The following is a 17,090-nucleotide window of genomic DNA, read 5'->3' as shown; positions in this document are numbered from 1 at the left end:
GTTCGCACGGGAAGGGCCCGTGCGGCAGGAGCCCGTGCGGACGGGGCGCGACGGGCAGCGGCGTGGTCAGGACGTGGTGGGCAGGGTCAGCCAGGCGTACTTGCCGGAGCGCCCGATGGGGATGGCGGTGCGGTGCTCCAGCCGGCAGGCCCGCCCGGTCAAGGCACTGACGGAGGAGGCCAGTTCGGTCGTCTCGTCGGCCGTGAGCGGTGCGTCGTCGAAGGTCGTGTACGTGAGGCGGCACCGGTCTTCGTCGAGCAGGTGCAGCTGGTGCAGGAAGACGCGGGTGCAGACCCCGGCGATGCGGGTGTCCAGGTCGGCCTGGGAGACGGGGCCCTCGGGGGTGCTCAGCAGTTCCTTCTCGCGCCCGCAGAAGGAGACGATCCCCTCCGGATCGGCGCTGCCGTCGTGCGTGCGGACGCAGTCACCGGACCGGTAGCGGACCAGCGGCATGTAGGGGTTGCGGACGCTGGTGACGATGAGGCCGTGGATGTCACTGCCCGGTTCCACCGGAATCAGCTCTATGCTCATGTCCTGCAGATAGGGCTGGTAGCGGCCTCCTGCGTCGCTGTAGAAGAGGTAACCGAGTTCGGTGCTGCCGAAGAGGTCGACCACCGGGCAGTCGAAGTGGGCGCGCAGGTGGGCGCGGACGTTCAACGGCGTGTACTCGTAGGCGTGCACGATCCCGGTCGGGCGGGGGAAGTCGTCCCACAGGTCCCATGCGGAGACTTTGCGGACCAGGTGCGCCAGGTGGTAGCCGGAACAGTCCAGCAGATAGCCGGCGTCGGGGTGGGCGGTGGCCGCCTCACGGATCTCGGCGAGCATCTGCTCGACCTCGTTGCGGTCCCAGTCGGCCGGGTCGAGGCGACGGTTGAGATACCGCGTGCGGTCGTCGAGCCAGTGTTCACCGGGAGTGGTGCCGGGCTTGCGGGCGTTCACCCGAGCCACGTGCTCGGTGGCGAGGACGGTGGTCAGTGAGACCCGCGGGGCGCCGTTGTGCCACGAGGCGCCGAGATCGGGATGCTCGCTCCACAGGCGGTAGTACGAGTGGAGCAGGAAGTAGGGCGGCCGAATGAGCTGCATGCGGGCGTGATTGGTGCCGGTGGAGAGCACGAATTCGGCTTCTCCCGCCTCCAACGCGCGGGCCAGCTCGGGAGTCATCCAATTGTCGGGGAAACCCCTGGCTATTTCCGACTTCTCCAGGATCGGGAAATGACCGCGTTCGACGGAGGCGCGGTAGATCGGGATGTCGCGCACCCTGTCCAGGACATCGGCACTCGGCAGGCGCTTCACGGGAGTTCTCCGGGGCGGGTCGACGGCAGGCGGAGTGGGCGAGAGCCGTCGACGCGGCGATGGCCGCGTCGACGGCGTGGGCATCATCGGGTCAGGAGATGCAGCCGCTCTTGGGGGCGGCGCTGATGCAGCCGCTCTTGGCGGTGGCGCTGATGCAGCCGTCCTTCGCGGACTGGGCGGAGTTGGCGGCGACCCACTTGTGCCACACGGACTCCTCCGTCATGCGCTTGATGAGCTGGTCCATGGTGAAACCTCCTGCAATCGAAGGGGGCGGATGCACATTCGTCAAGAGATGGTTGTGTGGTGGTCATCCATCGGTATTGAAGGTAAAGAGATGGTCAATCGACCGTCAAGGGTTGGCTTGTCGATTGACCTGAATCGCATGCCCCTTGCGCATGGACTCCGACTTCTTCGTGAATGCCGAAGCGGCGTACCCGCACGGCGCTGCACGGAGTTCGCCACGAGGGCTTGCCGGGAATTGGCCTGCGGTCCCTGAGCGTCGACATGTCGGGTCGGCGCGTCGCCCGCCCGCAGGCCGTTCTCCTGCAAGCCCCGGTGTCCGTCGGTTCAGGCTGCGGTGGTCAGCTTCACCGGCTCGATGCCGGTCGCGCTGTGTCGCTCGGCCCAGCTCTCCAGCGCCGTACGGCAGGCGTGGTCGAGGTGGTGGAGTCCTGACAGGTCGAGTTCGACCGGGCGGTCCTGTGGAAGGGACTCCAGGGCGTCGAGGATCTTCGGCAAGCGGAGGAACGTGGCGTTGCCCGTCAGGTGCGCCTCGATGGGGCCGGTGCCCTTGTCGATGACTTCCAGCTTGACGTGCGAGGCCTCCCAGGCGGTCTTGACGACCGCCAGGGCGAGGCCGATCAGGACGCCCTCGAACATGTTCACCACGACGATCGCGACGGCCGTGACCACCAGGATCACCGCCTCGCCCTTGTGGGCCCGCCACAATGCGGCGCCCTGGCGGAACGGGATCAGCTTCCAGCCCGCGTGCACCAGGATGCCGGCGAGCGCTGGCAGGGGGATCAGCGCCAGGGCGAACGGGAGCGCGGCGGCGAACAGCAACAGCCACAGGCCGTGCAGGACCCGCGACGCCTTGGTCTTCGCACCGGCGTTGACATTGGCGGAGCTGCGGACGATGACCGCGGTCATGGGCAGGGCGCCGAGCAAGCCGCAGAGCGTGTTGCCCGCCCCCTGGGCGACCATCTCTTTGTCGTACTGGGTGCGCGGACCGTCGTGCAGCCGGTCCACGGCCGCCGCGCTGAACAGGCTCTCCGCCGAGGCGATCAGCGCGAACGCGACGATCGTGCCCCAGATGGCGGGGCTGGCCAGTTCACCGAAGGCCTCGGCGCCGGGCAGTTGGATGACACCGAGCAGGCCTTCCACCTCGACGGTGGCGACCGGCAGCCCAAGACCGAGGGCGGCTGCCGTCGCCAGCACCACCGCGGCGAGGGCCCCGGGTACGGACTGCACCCGCTTCGGCAGTTTCTTCCACAGCACGATGACGGCGATCGTGCCCGCGCCGATCGCGAGGGAGGCCAGGGCCTCGGTGCTCCCGAGCGCGTCGGCGAACGCGCGGGGCAGGCCCGTGATCTTTCCGATGCCGGTCTTCGGAGCCTTCAGTCCCGCCGCGGCGTAGATCTGCCCGGCGATGATCACCAGGCCAATGCCACAGAGCATGCCCTCCACGACGGAGACGGATATCGCCCTGAACCAGCGGCCGATCCCGAAGAACCCCATGGCGAGCTGGAGCAGGCCGGCGACCAGCACGATCACGCCGAGCGTGCTCACTCCGAACTCGCTGACCGCCTCGAAGACGATCACGGTCAGACCTGCGGCCGGCCCCGACACCTGGAGACTGCTGCCGGGCATGAGGCCGGTGACGAGACCGCCGACGATGCCCGTGACGAGTCCGAGCTCGGCCGGGACGCCGGAGGCGACCGCCACCCCCACGCACAGGGGCACTGCGACGAGGAAGACGACGATGGAGGCGAGGAAGTCCTGGCGTAAGTGAGGAAACTTGGACAGCACGATGGTCACCTGCTCCCTCAAAGCGTCTCGAACGCGTCGGTTTCCGCGCGGTGTTCGCGCACCAGTCCGGTATGGACCTCGTAGTACCAGCCGTGCAGCCGGAGTTCACCGGCTTGCAGGCGCTGCTCGACGCAGGGGTAGGAGCGCAACCGCAGGAGCTGCGTCAGGACGTGGTTCTGCACGGCCTCGGCGATCGTCGGGTCGGTGAGGTCGGAGCGCCGGAGCTCGTCCGCGGCGTGCGCGAGCCAGTCCCGCACGGCGGGAACGGAGTTCAGGTCGTCGCCGCGCACCACGGCGCCGACCGCGCCGCAGTGGGAGTGGCCGCACACCACGATGTCCTTGGTGCCGAGGACCTCCACGGCGTACTCGATCGTGGCCGCCTCGCCCGTGGGGCCGCCGGAGCTGTAGGGGGGAACGATGTTGCCGGCGGTGCGTAGCTCGAACAGCTCACCGGGCCGGGCGCCCGTGATCAGGGCCGGAACGACCCGGGAGTCGGAGCAGGTGATGAACAGGACCTCGGGGGACTGGCCCGCTGCGAGGCCGGCGAACTCTTCGGGGCGCTGTCCGAAGGTACGCGCGTTGTCGATGAGGGGCTGCATGACGTGGTGATTCCTCCTGGCGCGCCGCAACGGCGCGTCGGGCGTGCGTGACAGAGATGTGGGGGGTTGTTCTGTTCGGTTAGCAGCGGAGCATCTGGAGCGGACCCCGGGAAGGGGCTGTTGATCTGCGCGACGCGCGGCCGTGCGCGGAGCTGGGCAGCAGGACGGCGCAGGGCGGCAATGCGCTCCGGGGCGTCGTGGCTGGCAGCACACCCATCCCTTTCGACAGATTCACGCCTATGGCTCGAATCAATAGATGGTCAATGATTGGTCAAGAACACCATAGGCAAGCAAATTCTTTTATGGGGTTAACTCCGTGGGTCGGTCAGGAAAGAGCCCTGAAAACGAGGGCTGTTTGGCCGGATCCGCATCCGTTGGCCATGGGTCGCCTCGCTCGTTTCTCCGTTTTGTCGACCACCTGTGCGGCGTGGGTGGGGGAGTGGTCTTTTCGCTTTCGGTTGCCCGGTGCCCGCTTTGATGACCGCGTGGACGTCGTGGTGCAGGGTCGGCCGGACGTCATTGCGCCCGGGCGGTCGCCCGGAACCGGGGGCGGCGAGCGGAGCCGGGTGGGCGGCGCGAGGGGCGGCCGGGTCCAGCAGTCGACGGCCTCCGGGGTGGGGAACCGCTGACCTGGTGATGACTTCCCTGACGGCGTCTCAGTCAACCGTGGTGGCGGGGCGGACACGGTCGGGTCCGGTCTCGGCCGCCGTCGAGCGCGCCGCCAGGAAGATCACGTCGGCAAGGGCCTCCTTCCGCCGGGAGACCTGCGCGAGCGCGGACGATGCCGCTTCGTGCCGAGTCGTGCCGGTGCTCCGGGCGCCTCCGGCCTGCCGTCCCGTGCCGTGCAGGTCGGCCGTTCCTCCTACGATGGGTGCCTCGACGAAGGAGTGCAGTGGATTTCGGAGCACCGGTGCCGTCTCGGAGGCTTGGACCGTTCGAGTTGACCGCGGAGGGGGTCGCGGCGCTGCTGGCGCGCTACGAGTTCCACGATGCGGGCATCCGCCGGGTGACGGTCGACCAGGACTTCGGGCGGCAACCGCGGGGGCGGGCCGTGCGGCTGGTGATCGATGCCCGGGTGGTGGGCGAGGCCCTGCGGTGGGAGCCCGTGTGCCTGGACCTGGTCGACGTGAAGCGGTTCCGGATCGACGAGGGCTCCGGGGCTCCCGCAGGGGTGCTCTACGACCCTCCGCAGTTCACCCGGTTCGACGGCCTGATGCAGGTCGACCTGTGCGCCGAGCGCTTCGGGGGCCTTCCTCCCCGCAGCCGGCAGGAGGTCTTCGAGGACTCGGAGTGGGTCTTCGAGGCGGCCGGGGGCACCTGGAGCGCCCTGGAGGCGTGGCCCGCGTGACGCGTGCGGCCCGCGGACCACGGCGCCCTGCCCGGGCTGCTTCCCGCGGAGGGCGACGGGGGCAGGGGCGCTGCGACGGTGGGCGGGCAGCCGGCAGGCCCCGGGGCGGAGGTGCGACGGCGGCTCGCGGGCGACCCGGTGGGGTTCCCGGCCGGCCCCGCGCCGCCCCATGGCGACTGCTCCGGGGTCAGCGCACCCGGAAGTTGGCCATCATGCCCATGGCCGAGTGGTCGAGCATGTGGCAGTGGTACACGTAGTCGCCCCGGTAGCCGTCGAACGTGATGTGCAGCCGCACGGTCTCGCCCGGCATGACCCGCACCGTGTCCTTCAGACCCGCTTCGGCGGGGGCCGGGGGGCGTCCGCCGCGTTCGAGCACGCGGAACTGGACGAGGTGCAGGTGGAAGTTGTGCGGAGCGCGCGTGTTGGCGTTGGTGACGTTCCAGATTTCGGAGGTCCCGAACCCCACGGTGGTGTCGATGCGACCGGGTTCGTAGGTCCGTCCGTTGATGAGTCCACGGGGCTCCGGCCGGCCGTCCTCGTCCATGGCGAGCACGATGTCGCGGGTGACGGTCGGGGTGGGCAGCGCGGTGACCGGCGGCAGGGTGCGCAGCACCCGGGGAACGCTGCTGGGGTCGTCGGCGGTGTGCGTGACGTCGAAGCGGAGCACCTGACCGGTCTGCTCGGGGAGCCCCGGCCCGGTGTTCCCGAGGACCAGTCGAGTGCCGATCGGGTGGCGGGAGAAGTCGATGACCACGTCGGCGCGTTCGCCCGGTGAGAGGGTGAGGACGGGCAGGGCCACGGGACGCTCCAGCAGGCCGCCGTCCGAGGCCACCTGGAGGAGCGGGGTGCCGTCGGAGAGGCTCAGGGAGAAGGTGCGCAGGTTGGCGCCGTTGAGGAGGCGGAAGCGGTACTTGCGCGCCGCGACCTCGAAGTAGGGGGTCACCTTGCCGTTGGCCAGGATGGTGGTGCGGTTCCGGTCGCCCAAGGCGTACGCCAGCTGTCCCTGCTCGTCGAAGCGGGCGTCGCGGATCGTGACGGGGACGTCGTACCGGCCCCGGGGCAGGGGGAGGCGCTCCTCGACCTCGTCCGTCAGCAGATAGGTGCCGGACAGGCCGCGGTAGACGTGTTCGGCCTCCAGGTGGTGGGCGTGGTCGTGGAACCAGAGCGAGGCGTGCGGCTGGCGGTTGGGGTAGACGTAGGTCCGCGAGGTGCCGGGGGCGAAGACGTCCATCGGGTTGCCGTCGCACTCGGGCGGAGCGCTCGCGCCGTGGAGGTGGACGGCGACGGGCCGGTCGAGGTCGTTGTGGTGCCGGACGAGGAGCCGGCGTCCGGAGCGGGCCCGGATCACCGGGCCGGGGAAGTGGCCGTCGTAGGTCAGGACGCGAGTGGCGATGCCCGGGAGGATCTCGGCGGTCGCCCTGCGGACGGTCACCTCGTAGTAGTCCACGCCGCCCGTCGAGGACGTGGGGCGAAGCACGGGCGGGACCGGCATGGCCAGGGCGAAGGCGCCGGGCGCAGCGGCCCGCGTGCGGTGGGGGGCGGCGCGGCGGGGCGGTTCCGCCGCGTGGGCCCGGGCCCCGCCGGGGGCGAGGAACGGCACGGCTGCCGCGGCGAGGGTTCCGCCGAGCACACGGCGACGGCTGATCATCGACTTCCTCCCGGTGGGTGGGCGGCACGTGGCACCGCGGGACCGACCTCCGGCCGACCGGAGGGCACCCCGTGCTCATGGTTCTAGCCGAGAGCGAGGAGGACGGCACACGCGCGGTGGTGCGCACGGGGGCGGGGGAGCCTCCGGCCCGGTCGGCCCGTCCGCCCCGGAGCCCGACGGGCGGGCCGACCGAAGCCCTGCCGCCTGGAAGGCCGAGCCCGCGAGAATCCCGTGGCGGGGTCCCGCCGAAGCGGTGAACCGGCCGGTCCCGGACCGGGGCCCGCTGCGCGGACCGGCCCGGGTGCCCGCAGCCGAAGGCGCGCCGTCCTGCCCGCTCCGGCTTCGGGCGGTGCCCCGTGCTCGGGGGCCACCGGCCGCACGGCCCCGCCCCTTCGTGCAGAGGGGCGGGCGGGTGCCCGGTCAGCCGGCTTCCGTCGTCCCCGCAGCCTGACCGGCCTCGTCCCAGACGACCTCCAGGACCCGGTCCACCGCATCGCGCTCGATCGGACCGAACACGTGCGGGAAGAGCGTCCCCTCCGGTACGCCCGGCGGAGGGGACGGCACGGCCGCCTCCCACTCCGTCCTGGCGTCGATCCGGTCCTCGTCGAGGACGAGCACCAGGAGCGGTCGGGAGGCGGTGCGGTAGAAGGCGTTGACGACGGCGAGCGTCGTCGGCTCGTCGGGCGAGCAGTGGACGAAACCCTCCTCCGCCAAGGACACCGGGGCGTACGGCTCCTCCGGCCGGGCAGACCAGTCGGCGGGCGTGACAACGTGGTAGATCATGGTGGGGTTTATAGCAGGAGCGGTGCGGCGGCAACGCGCCCGCCGTCCGCGGCCGGCCCGTACCCGCCCACCCGTACCCGCCCGCCCGTACCCACCCACCCGTGGACCACCCGCCCGTGGACCACCGTCCTCGCCCCCGCCCCGGTTTTCGCCGCGAGCGGCGCCAAGGAAGCTACTCGCTGGTACGGTCCCTGCCCTGGCCGGTGCTCCACCCGGGAGCGGTCGGCGTCAGGAGGGGCGGGCCATGGCGTGGCGGACGGACGGGATGCTTCCCGCGGGACTTGCCGAGGCGATACGGGGGACGGCCGAGGACATCGCAACGGTGCTGCGCACGGCACCGGAGCCCGGGGGCGCCGGTCGGCTGCCCGTGCCCCGGTCCCTCTGGACCGTTGGAGAATCCGCCGCCCATCTGGCACTCGCGAACGCCCTCATGGCCGATCTGGCCGCAGGCCACGAGCGCCCCTACGGCGACGGCACCCCCGGCAGCCTGGCCGAGGCCAATGAACGTGCCCTCGCCGGGTTCGCAGAGCGCGCTCCCGGCCCCCTCGCCGAGATGATCACGGCGCAGGCCGCGGAGTTCCTCCGCCGGGTCGAGGGGCGCGACCCGGACGGGTTCCTCGACACCCCGCTGGGTCCCATGACCCCGGCCGTCCTCGGTTCCTACCTGCTGACCCACATGCTCGGCCACGGCTACGACCTGGCGCTCGCCCTGGGGCGCCCCCACATGCTCGATGCCGACCGGGTCGTGCTGACCCTGCCGTTCATGCGGGAGGTGATGCCCCGCGTGGCCGTTCCGGTCGTCATCGCCGGGTTGACCGCGACCTTCGCGGTACGGCTCCGCGGCGGACCGGGGTTCGGAGTCACCGTCACCGACGGCCTGCTCCGGGTCGACCACGAGCTGCCGGACCGTCCCGACTGCACGATCCTCATCGAGCCCGTGGCCTTCCTCCTGCTCGGTCTCGGGCGGGTCGACCCGTGGCCGGTGATCTTCCGCGGCAGGGCGCTCGGCTGGGGCCGCAGGCCTTGGCTCGCCCCCCGCTTCCCCCGTCTCTTCCGTGCGCCGTAGATCCCGTTCCCCCGCGCGCTTCCGCCCCCGACGGTGGATCCTGGAGGTGTGGAAGGGGTCGCGCCCCGGTTCCGCGCGGCCCGTCGACGGGAGGAGGCGGACCATGACCCGCACACAGGAGTGGACGGTCGGCCTGGAACTGGTCGAGGAGGACGGCAGGACGAAGGCCGAGGCCCGGCTGACTACGGGCACCTCGACCCTCACGGGCCACGGCTCCGCCCGCTGCAACCCGGCGGACGTGGACGTGCCGGTGATCGGCGACGAACTCGCCGCGAGCAGGGCGATGAAGGACTTGGCGGGCAAGCTCATGCGGGAGGCCAACCGCGAGATGGAGGCCGTGGGGGCCGGGACCCTACCCCAGCGCACCGGCCCCGGGTACGGATGGCCGGAGGCGGTCTCCTGACCGCACCGCCACCCGTGTCGGGAGCCCGACGGGGAGAGCCGTGAGGCGGTGACCCTCCGCCGCACCCTCCCTGCGGCTCCCGACGGGTCCTACGGGCGTGCTCCGGAGGAAGGGGCCTGGGGGATATCCGCGGCCGGGCTTTCACCGGCCCGTCGTCGTCCGCGCGGTGCCGTGAGCCCATCCGCGGTGAAACGTCCTTCCCCGCCTGCCTACTGCTCCGGGATGTCGTCCTCCTGCCCGTATGCCAACCGGTCCACGACCTCCACCACTCCCTCGACCGTCTCGCACAGGCGGACCAGGGTCGGGCCGAGGTCCGGGCGCTCCAGCGTGCCGCTCAGCGTCACCCGGCCCTCGTCGACGTCGATGTGCACGGCCGAGGGCGAGAGGTGCAGGATGCGGACGAACACGTCCTCGCGGATCTCTTCCTGGATCGAACGGTCCCTCCGCAGGAACATCCTGAGCAGGTCGCTCCGACTCAGCACCCCGATGAGCCGGCCCTGCGCGTCCACGACCGGCAACCGCTTCACCCGGTGCCGTTCCATCAGGCGGGCCGCCTCGATCGCCGTCCAGGAAGGGCGGGCCGTCACGACCGGGCTCGACATCATGCCCTCGGCGGTGCTCGACCCCCCCTTCGTCGTGTGCCGCCGCAAGAGATCGGCCTCGGAGACGACGCCCACGGGCCGGTCCTCCTCGTCGACCACCGGGACGGCGGTGACACCGTACTCGTCGAGGAGCCGCGCGATCTCCTTGAACGACGTCCCGCGCTGTACCGCGACTGCGGTGGGCGTCATCAGATCGGCGACACTGCGGTGCCTCATCGTCCGTTCCGTCCCTTCTGCGTTCCGGGTTCCATGGTCCCCCACCGGGAGACCTCCTGGCGCGAGGGGGCGTCGGCCATGCCCCGGGGGCGGACCGGACATGGCCGGAAGCGGGGCGCGACAAGGGCTTGTGGGCGTGACACGCCCGTGGTTACCTCCGGTAAGTCTTTGTTGCGTCACGGAAGAAGGACCCCATGCCCTCTCCTCGCACGTCCGGGACCCGTCGCTGTCTCGGGGCCTTCGCGGCAGCACTGGCCCTCGTCGCCGCGTCCGCCGGGGCGGGTGCGGCCGTCGTGCCGGACGCCGTCCCCTCCCCGGCAGACCTCCGGCAGGTCATGTTCGTCGGCAACAACTGGGACGGCACGGCCGACGTCATCGCCGACCGGGGCGACCTCCACCGCATCGGCCGGGTCAACGTGATCCCCGACAAGGCGGAGCGCCTGCGCGAGATCCGTCTGAACCCGGTCAGACTCGCCTTCTTCCTGGGCATCCGCAGCGGGCCGGGGGAGGGGCACGACCAGTTCGTCGACGACATGTACGCGACTCCCGACGGTTCCGCCATGGTCGTCTCCCGCCCCAGCTTCGCCGACGTCGTCTCCGTCGACCTCCGGACCGGGCGGATCAACTGGCGCTTCCCCGTGTCCGGTTACCGCGCCGACCACATGGCGGTCTCGCCCGACGGCACCCGGGTCGCGGTCTCCGCCTCCACCGCGAACACCGTCCACGTCCTGGACGTCGCCACGGGGCGCCAGCTCGGCTCCTTCAAGACCGGCGACAAGCCCCACGAGAACGTCTTCACCTCCGACGGCCTGTTGTGGAACATGTCGATCGGAGAGGTCACCACGGCCCTCGACGCCCCCTGGCTCGACTGGACCAAGGGCGACCGGAAGATCACCGTCGTCGACGCGCGCACCTTCGAGACCGTCCGCGTCATCGACATGCGCCCCCGCCTCGACGCCTTCGGGCGCGGGGACCTCTCCGACGCCGTCCGGCCGCTCGTCTTCACCCCCGACGAGAAGAAGGTCTACTTCCAGGTCTCCTTCCTCAACGGATTCCTCGAGTACGACGTGGACGCCGATCGCATCACCCGGCTCAAGAACCTCCCGGGCAGCCCGACGACCGACCCCGACCGCACCACCTGGGTCAACGACTCCCGTCACCACGGCCTCTCCGTCAGTCCGACCGGAGACAAGCTCTGCGTCGCCGGGACGATGGACGACTACGCCACCGTGGTCGATCGCGCCAGCCTCCAGGAGGGGCCGCTCGTCCCGGCCGCCAAGCCGTACTGGGCAACGGTCAGCGGCGACGGCCGGTCCTGCGTCATCTCCGAGAGCGGTGCCGACCGGGTCACGGCCATCGACTTCGCCACCGGCCGGCGGGTGGCGAGCGTCGAGGTCGGTGACCACCCCCAGCGGGTCCGGCTCGCTCGTGTGCCCGCCGACTGGACCGGTCCCTCCGCCGGCTGACGGACCCCACCCACCCGAACCCCCATCCGAAGGACACCGTGAAGAGGACACTCCTGGGGGCCGCGCTCGCCGCGGCCCTCCTGGCCGCCGGAACCACGGCGGCACCCGCAGCCCCCGCCTCCGGGGAAGCGCCGGTCACCCCGGCCCTCGCCGACACCTGGCAGCCCCCGCTCCGCACCCAGGGGCGCTACGTCATCGACGCGAACGGCGACCGGTTCAAACTCAAGTCGGCCAACTGGCAGGGCGCGCAGGGCTCCTGGGACGGCTCGGGTGACCGCACCGACCCCGCCCGCCACCACGACGGCGAGAAGTCCGACCAGCTCCCCCTCGGCCTCGACCGCGCTTCCCTCTCCGACGTCCTCGCCGACTTCCACGCCCTCGGCATCAACAGCATCCGCCTGCCGTTCTCCAACGAGATGCTGCACGACCAGCGCCCCGTTCCCGACGCGACAGTCGCGGCCAACCCGCAGTTGCGCGGCAAGACCCCGCTCCAGGCCTTCGACGCGGTCATCGCGGCGACCACCGCCGAGGGCTTCGCCGTCATCCTCAACGACCACACCAACACGTCCCGTTGGTGCTGCGCCCTGGACGGCAACGAGCGCTGGAACACCAGCCAGTCCACCGCCCAGTGGGAGGACGACTGGCTGTTCCTCGCCACACGCTACAAGGACAACAAGCGGGTCGTCGGCGCCGACCTCTACAACGAGGTCCGACGCACCATCACCGATGACGCCAACTGGGGCTGGGGCGACGGGCACGACTGGTGGACGGCCACCCAGCGCCTCGGCGACCGCCTCCTCACCGAGGCCAACCCCGACCTCCTGGTCATCGTCGAGGGCATCAACTGGCAGGGCATTCCCGCCGACGGGTTCTTCCACTGGCGGCCGACCCTCGAACCCGCCCGCACGCTCTCGCACACCCTCGTCGCCTCGAACAAGCTCGTCTACTCGGCGCACTTCTACGGCTACACGGGCCCGCAGCACACCGGCGCCACCGGCACCGGCGAGACCCATGACTGGCGCTATCAGGAGTTCTCCCGCGACGAGCTCTTCGAGACCCTGCGCCGTCAGGCGTTCTTCGTCGCCGCCGACACCGGCCGGCACTACACCGCCCCGGTGTGGATCAGCGAGTTCGGCATCGGGGCGGACGAGACGAATCCCCAGGCGCGGGCCTGGTTCGGCCGCTTCGTCGACTACCTGATCGAGAACGACACCGACTTCGCCTACTGGCCCCTCGTCGGCCACACCGGCCACGGGCGCTGGAAGCTCCTCGACTACGACTCCGCAGGCCGGCGCTCCGGCATCCTCGACGGTGACGACTGGCGCGCCCCGGACTGGCGCCGACTCGTCACCGCGCCCGGGCTCACCGGCCCCGTGCCGGCGGCGGACGTCTGGGACATGCTGAACCTCGACCACGCCGACGCGGTGCAGTCGCTCCGCACCCGCTCCCTGGGCGACTGGGACCGCGGTGCCCGCAAGGGCGTCTGTCCCGACGGAGAGCGGCTCATCGGCCTCGCCCACCGCGACGGCCGGGGCCTGTGCACGGATGCCGGAGCCGCCCGGCCCGTCGACGGGGCCGGCGGCTTCACGGTGGTGACCGACGAGCGCCACGTCAGGGAAGGCGACTGGGCCGGGGGCTACACCAAGCTCCAGTGCCCGCGCGACCAGTTCATGACCGGCTACAGCGTGCGCGGGCAGGCCGTCTCCGCCGTCCTCTGCGCCCCCGCCGCCCGCCCCCTGCCGGTGACCGGCCGCACCGTCTGGTTCGACCGCGGCGACGACCGTCCGGCCGGCGAGCCCGGCGGGGAGTTCGCCCCGGGCAACTACAAGGGCCAGTGCGCGGTCGGGGAGTACGCGGCCGGAATCGCCTTCACCGGCGCCTGGGCCAAGGGCAAGACCCCGGACGCGTTGCTCTGCCGCACCCTGTAGCGCCGTTGGACAACGAAGGAGGGGCCTGCCGGATCACGTCCGGCAGGCCCCTCCGTCAGTTTCAGGACCTGGTCACGGAGACCTCGTAGAGGGAGTACCCCCAGCCGGTGGCCCGCTTCACGCCGTGGACCCGCACGTAGCGGGCCGACTGCGAGGCGAACTCGGCGGTGTCGTAGCCGCCGTCACCCGAGTCCGTGGACCACACGTTCCGCCAGTTCGTACCGTCGTCCGACAGTTCGATCCGGTACGCCTGCGCGTAGGCCCGCTCCCAGTCGAGCGTGACCCGCCCGATCCGGCGCACGGAGCCCAGGTCCACCCGGAGCCACTGGTCGTCCGACCATTCGCTGGCCCAGCGGGTGCTCGTGTTGCCGTCGACCGTCAGGCCCGCCGAGAAGTTCACGAAGGGGTTCCACCACTCGGTGCTGGAAGCCGACACCGGCTGCCCCGCCGCCAGGTTCACGCCCGGCTCGTGGTCCTCCGTCCGCTTCCACGTGGTCAGGTACGACTCCGCTCCCCGCGACAGTTCGTCCACGACGCCGGGGCCGCCCGGGCTCAGCCGGATCTGTTCGATCCAGTCCGGCACCAGGCCGTTGTGCGCGGCACCGTCCGTGTTGAGGTCCCAGGTGCGCTCGCCCGTCACCTGGCGGTCGAGCACCGAGCCGCCGTCGAAGCTCCGGAAGGGGTACGTCACGGCGTTCGGGGCGTCGGGGCCGACCGGCCCCGGCCAGCCTCCGACGCCGTTCATGTCCGTGCCGTAGCCGAAGCCGACCCCGTACTTCTTCCGCAGGTCGGCCTTCTGCGCCGCCTCACCGACGAATCCCTCGGCACCGTGCATGTAGGAGGCGGCGAAACCACCGAGGCGGTAGAGCCGTTCGGTCCAGTCCAGGTCCATCCAGCTGTGGCTGGACAGGACGCCCGGGTACTCCTCGGCCTCCAGGATGTCCAGCGCCCGGCCGGCGGCCTTGACGCTCATGTGGTCGAGCTCCAGCATCATGCCGCGGTCGATCATGCCCCGCAGGGCGTGCTCGCCGAGCCTGGTCAGACCCCGGGTGTTGCACCGGGCGTCCGAGGAGTAGGAGGGCACGCTCACCCCCGCCGGCAGCTTCTCGGCCATTGCGGCGGGCGCGGCGGCGAGGCCGATGGGGTTGTCGTGCTGCGGGCCCGTGCACTTCTCCGTGGTCCAGAAGGTGCCCGTGGACAGGAACTGGCCGATGTTGACCGCGACGCCCGTCGTGCCGCTGTCGAAGCGGACGCCGCACAGCGCGTTGTCGAACTTGTGGCAGAGGAACATGCTGCGCACGCCGAGCGCGTACAACTCGTCGAGCCCCTTGTCGATGTCCGCCTGGCTGCACTGGGCGACGTCGAGGATCTGCTTGCAGCCGAAGGGTTCCGAGGTCTCCACGCCGAGGACGACGGCGAGCTTGCCCTGCTCGATGACCGAGCGCGCCTGGTCGGCGCTGGTGACGATCCTGAACCAGCCCTTGCCGGGGCCGCCGTACATCCCGTCGATGTAGTCCTGCATCTCGTAGGTCTTGCGGGCTTCCAGGCGGATCGCGGTCATTTCGTCGCAGCTGCGGTCACGGGGCAGCAGCGAGCAGATCAGGCCGTTCGTCACCAGGTCGTTGACGAGGACGCGCTGGCCGCCGCGCCAGGCGCGCTCGACCCAGGCGTAGTAGTTCTGCTGGTGGCTCAGCGAGTTGTTGGCCGGCCAGTCCTTGAAGGTGGGCCAGCCGACCGGGTCGTGCTTCCCGTTGTCGCCGCCCGTGAGGTGCTCGAAGAGCGCCCCGGAGCCGTCCGGGTAGTGCTCGGGGCAGTCCTTGAGGGCATCGGCGACGCCCTCCGTGGAGAACGGCTTGCCGCAGATCATGCGACCGCCGAAGCCCTCGTTGGACATCAGGTGGTTGTGCGCGTCCACGAAGCCGCGCACCTTGCCCTGGGCGTCCGTGCCCTTGAAGGGCGCACCGGTGACGTTGATCTGGGAATCGGCCGCGGGGCGGGAGGCGGGCTCCCACCACGAACCGGAGGTGTCCGCGGCGGGGACCGGGGCGGAGCCGAACAGCACGGTCGCCAGGGCGATGAGCAGTGCAAGGAGGGCGGATCTTCCGCCGGTCCCGCGAGAAGTGGATCGAGTCATGGTCAGCAATGCCTCCGGACGGTGGGGGTGTACCGGGCGCCCCGAGGATCGCGGTGTTGGGGGAGTGAGTCAAGAGTCCGGGTCAAATGACCTGTTGATTGCTCCTGCGGTGCGCGCGAGCCGTCAACCCTCAATCATGGAAACGAGTTGACGTGACATCAGATCAAGATGGTCGGTTGCCACTCGTCCGTCCCCGAGGACGAGGAACTGCAGGGTGAGCCCGTCGATGGCCGCCGCCAGATAGCGCGCGATCATCTCCACCGGCACCCGCGGTTCGAGCCCCCGGATCTCGCGGACCTGCTCGATCAGGGCCGACGCCGATGCCACGTACTGCTCGTACTGGGCGCGGGCCAGGTGCTCGAAGCCCGGCTCCCGCAGCGCGTACTGGGTCAGGTCGTACGTCAGCATGTGCTCGCCGGGACGGGCCGTGACGTGGTCCCAGTACGTCTGCAGCGCGCCCCGCACGGTCTCCTGCAGGGTCGCTCCCGGCTCGACCGCGGACATCACGCGCGCCACGTAGTTGCCGGTGATCGTCTCGATCGCCGCCTCCAGCAGCGCCTGCTTGGAGTCGAAGCAGTAGTGGAAGACGCTCAGCGACACCCCCGCCTCGGCGCAGATCGACCGAGTGGTCGTCCGGGCGACCCCGTCCCTGGTCATCGCCCTGATCGCCGCCTCGACCAGCTGCCTGCGTCGTTCCGCCGACGGCATCCGTGCCATGGTTCCTCCTCGCGTCCGGCGCAAGGGTAACCGCAGCCCCGACGCGGGTCGGGGTGCGGTTCGCCCCGTGCCGGGAGCCGCCTCGGAGGGCGGGGCGAAGGCGGCCGTGCCGCCGGGTGCCCGGGCCGCCGGGTGCCGTGCCGTGCACCCGGGTGGGCTCAGTCCCGTTCGTCGACTTCCGGCGCCAGGACCTTGCGCAGCGCCGCCACCGCGTGGGCCCGGTGCTGGTCGAGCCGGTGCACCGCGGCGTCCTCGTCGCCGCGGCCGAGCGCGGAGATCACGGCGCGGTGCTCTTCCACGGCCTGCTGGCGATGCGGTGGCTCGGTGTAGTAGAGCGAGCGGTAGGCGTCGGTGGCGTCCCACAGGGAGGTGATGAGGCGGATCAGGCGCGGCATTCCGGACGCCTCGATCAGAGTGAAGTGGAAGAGCCTGTTCGCCTCGGCCATGGCGGCCACGTCCCCTTCCTCGGCGGCCCGCTCCACCTGCTGTTGGATGCGTTCGAGCGCGCCGACCGTGCCCTCCGGCATCCGCCGCACGGCGGTGCGCACGGCCTCGGTCTCCAGGAGCTCCCGGATCCGGTAGATCTCCTCCAGGTCCTCGACCGAAAGCTCCGCGACGAAGTAGCCCCGGTGGACGTGATGGACGACCAGTCCCTCGGCCTCCAGGGCCTTCAGGGCCTCGCGGAGCGGCACCCGGCTCACCTCGAACCGGGCCGCCAGGGCTTCCTGACGGATCGGGTCGCCGGGCTTGAGGTCCCCGCTGGTGATGGCGCGCCGCAGTTCCTCCAGGACGAACTGCTGGACGGTCTGGGGCCGCCGCTTCCGGACCGCGCTGCTCATCGCCTGTGACCTTCCGTTCC

General features: G+C 71.1%; 16 protein-coding genes. 5 read left to right on the top strand and 11 right to left on the bottom strand.

Annotated elements, in window-relative coordinates; translation table 11 throughout:
• Window positions 1-66: 66 nt before the first annotated feature.
• The 5 genes from ACFW22_RS01880 to ACFW22_RS01860 all read right to left on the bottom strand — a co-directional run bounded on the left by ACFW22_RS01880 (window position 67) and on the right by ACFW22_RS01860 (window position 4,828).
• Complete coding sequence (locus ACFW22_RS01880; protein ID WP_386397377.1) at window positions 67-1,293, bottom strand: hypothetical protein; 1,227 nt, start codon at window positions 1,291-1,293, stop codon at window positions 67-69.
• Between the two features lie 91 nt (window positions 1,294-1,384).
• Window positions 1,385-1,537 (bottom strand): hypothetical protein, encoded by a 153-nt coding sequence (locus ACFW22_RS01875; protein ID WP_386397374.1) that lies wholly within the window; start codon window positions 1,535-1,537, stop codon window positions 1,385-1,387.
• Window positions 1,538-1,860: 323 nt separating this feature from the next.
• Window positions 1,861-3,321, bottom strand: coding sequence for a SulP family inorganic anion transporter (locus tag ACFW22_RS01870; RefSeq protein WP_386397371.1), 1,461 nt, complete (start codon window positions 3,319-3,321; stop codon window positions 1,861-1,863).
• A 17-nt stretch (window positions 3,322-3,338) separates the two neighbouring features.
• Entirely contained in the window at window positions 3,339-3,920 is a 582-nt protein-coding gene (locus ACFW22_RS01865; protein ID WP_386397368.1) for a carbonic anhydrase, read from the bottom strand.
• Between the two features lie 656 nt (window positions 3,921-4,576).
• Entirely contained in the window at window positions 4,577-4,828 is a 252-nt protein-coding gene (locus ACFW22_RS01860) for a hypothetical protein (protein ID WP_386397366.1), read from the bottom strand.
• A 32-nt stretch (window positions 4,829-4,860) separates the two neighbouring features.
• Here ACFW22_RS01860 and ACFW22_RS01855 point away from each other — a divergent pair, with 32 nt between their 5' ends.
• Window positions 4,861-5,268 (top strand): hypothetical protein, encoded by a 408-nt coding sequence (locus ACFW22_RS01855; RefSeq protein ID WP_386397364.1) that lies wholly within the window; start codon window positions 4,861-4,863, stop codon window positions 5,266-5,268.
• A 187-nt stretch (window positions 5,269-5,455) separates the two neighbouring features.
• Here ACFW22_RS01855 and ACFW22_RS01850 read toward each other — a convergent pair whose 3' ends face one another.
• Both ACFW22_RS01850 and ACFW22_RS01845 read right to left on the bottom strand, forming a co-directional pair.
• The gene (locus ACFW22_RS01850; protein WP_386397361.1) at window positions 5,456-6,916 is read right to left on the bottom strand and encodes a multicopper oxidase family protein; all 1,461 of its coding nucleotides are present in this window, start codon (window positions 6,914-6,916) and stop codon (window positions 5,456-5,458) included.
• Window positions 6,917-7,336: 420 nt separating this feature from the next.
• Complete coding sequence (locus ACFW22_RS01845) at window positions 7,337-7,699, bottom strand: DUF952 domain-containing protein (RefSeq protein ID WP_386397359.1); 363 nt, start codon at window positions 7,697-7,699, stop codon at window positions 7,337-7,339.
• 244 nt (window positions 7,700-7,943) lie between these two features.
• Between ACFW22_RS01845 and ACFW22_RS01840 the strand changes: the two genes are divergently transcribed.
• Window positions 7,944-8,765 carry a maleylpyruvate isomerase family mycothiol-dependent enzyme gene (locus tag ACFW22_RS01840; protein WP_386397356.1) on the top strand — a complete coding sequence of 274 codons (822 nt, stop codon included), beginning with the start codon at window positions 7,944-7,946 and terminating at the stop codon, window positions 8,763-8,765.
• A gap of 103 nt (window positions 8,766-8,868) precedes the next feature.
• Complete coding sequence (locus ACFW22_RS01835; protein ID WP_384877577.1) at window positions 8,869-9,168, top strand: DUF1876 domain-containing protein; 300 nt, start codon at window positions 8,869-8,871, stop codon at window positions 9,166-9,168.
• A 209-nt stretch (window positions 9,169-9,377) separates the two neighbouring features.
• Here the strand turns inward: ACFW22_RS01835 and ACFW22_RS01830 are convergent, their stop codons facing one another.
• Entirely contained in the window at window positions 9,378-9,986 is a 609-nt protein-coding gene (locus ACFW22_RS01830) for a CBS domain-containing protein (RefSeq protein ID WP_386397352.1), read from the bottom strand.
• Between the two features lie 194 nt (window positions 9,987-10,180).
• Between ACFW22_RS01830 and ACFW22_RS01825 the strand changes: the two genes are divergently transcribed.
• Both ACFW22_RS01825 and ACFW22_RS01820 read left to right on the top strand, forming a co-directional pair.
• Window positions 10,181-11,452, top strand: a complete 1,272-nt coding sequence (locus tag ACFW22_RS01825; RefSeq protein WP_386397350.1) for a YncE family protein — start codon at window positions 10,181-10,183, stop codon at window positions 11,450-11,452.
• 38 nt (window positions 11,453-11,490) lie between these two features.
• Window positions 11,491-13,380 carry a glycoside hydrolase family 5 protein gene (locus ACFW22_RS01820; protein WP_386397347.1) on the top strand — a complete coding sequence of 630 codons (1,890 nt, stop codon included), beginning with the start codon at window positions 11,491-11,493 and terminating at the stop codon, window positions 13,378-13,380.
• Between the two features lie 61 nt (window positions 13,381-13,441).
• On the opposite strand, the gene ACFW22_RS01815 is transcribed toward ACFW22_RS01820, so the two are convergent.
• From ACFW22_RS01815 to ACFW22_RS01805, 3 genes are all read right to left on the bottom strand, one after another.
• A complete protein-coding gene (locus tag ACFW22_RS01815; RefSeq protein ID WP_386397344.1) occupies window positions 13,442-15,514 on the bottom strand; it encodes a discoidin domain-containing protein in 2,073 nt (690 codons plus the stop codon).
• Window positions 15,515-15,637: 123 nt separating this feature from the next.
• Window positions 15,638-16,231, bottom strand: a complete 594-nt coding sequence (locus tag ACFW22_RS01810; protein ID WP_386397341.1) for a TetR/AcrR family transcriptional regulator — start codon at window positions 16,229-16,231, stop codon at window positions 15,638-15,640.
• 158 nt (window positions 16,232-16,389) lie between these two features.
• On the bottom strand, window positions 16,390-17,070 hold the full coding sequence (locus tag ACFW22_RS01805; protein ID WP_386397337.1) for a GntR family transcriptional regulator: 681 nt from the start codon (window positions 17,068-17,070) through the stop codon (window positions 16,390-16,392).
• Window positions 17,071-17,090: the final 20 nt, after the last annotated feature.

Source organism: Streptomyces sp. NPDC058872, from assembly GCF_042743065.1.
Taxonomy (GTDB): domain Bacteria; phylum Actinomycetota; class Actinomycetes; order Streptomycetales; family Streptomycetaceae; genus Streptomyces.
The sequence above is the reverse complement of the archived record's forward strand: the minus strand, read 5'-3'. Positions and strand labels throughout refer to the sequence as shown.

Bases quoted from the DNA above. Each gene is read 5' to 3' on its own strand.
- ACFW22_RS01840 (WP_386397356.1), top strand. From the start codon at position 7,944: ATGGCGTGGCGGACGGACGGGATGCTTCCCGCGGGACTTGCCGAGGCG.
- ACFW22_RS01845 (WP_386397359.1), bottom strand. From the start codon at position 7,699: ATGATCTACCACGTTGTCACGCCCGCCGACTGGTCTGCCCGGCCGGAG.
- ACFW22_RS01850 (WP_386397361.1), bottom strand. From the start codon at position 6,916: ATGATCAGCCGTCGCCGTGTGCTCGGCGGAACCCTCGCCGCGGCAGCC.
- ACFW22_RS01875 (WP_386397374.1), bottom strand. From the start codon at position 1,537: ATGGACCAGCTCATCAAGCGCATGACGGAGGAGTCCGTGTGGCACAAG.
- ACFW22_RS01825 (WP_386397350.1), top strand. From the start codon at position 10,181: ATGCCCTCTCCTCGCACGTCCGGGACCCGTCGCTGTCTCGGGGCCTTC.
- ACFW22_RS01805 (WP_386397337.1), bottom strand. From the start codon at position 17,070: ATGAGCAGCGCGGTCCGGAAGCGGCGGCCCCAGACCGTCCAGCAGTTC.
- ACFW22_RS01810 (WP_386397341.1), bottom strand. From the start codon at position 16,231: ATGGCACGGATGCCGTCGGCGGAACGACGCAGGCAGCTGGTCGAGGCG.
- ACFW22_RS01865 (WP_386397368.1), bottom strand. From the start codon at position 3,920: ATGCAGCCCCTCATCGACAACGCGCGTACCTTCGGACAGCGCCCCGAA.
- ACFW22_RS01835 (WP_384877577.1), top strand. From the start codon at position 8,869: ATGACCCGCACACAGGAGTGGACGGTCGGCCTGGAACTGGTCGAGGAG.
- ACFW22_RS01815 (WP_386397344.1), bottom strand. From the start codon at position 15,514: ATGACTCGATCCACTTCTCGCGGGACCGGCGGAAGATCCGCCCTCCTT.
- ACFW22_RS01830 (WP_386397352.1), bottom strand. From the start codon at position 9,986: ATGAGGCACCGCAGTGTCGCCGATCTGATGACGCCCACCGCAGTCGCG.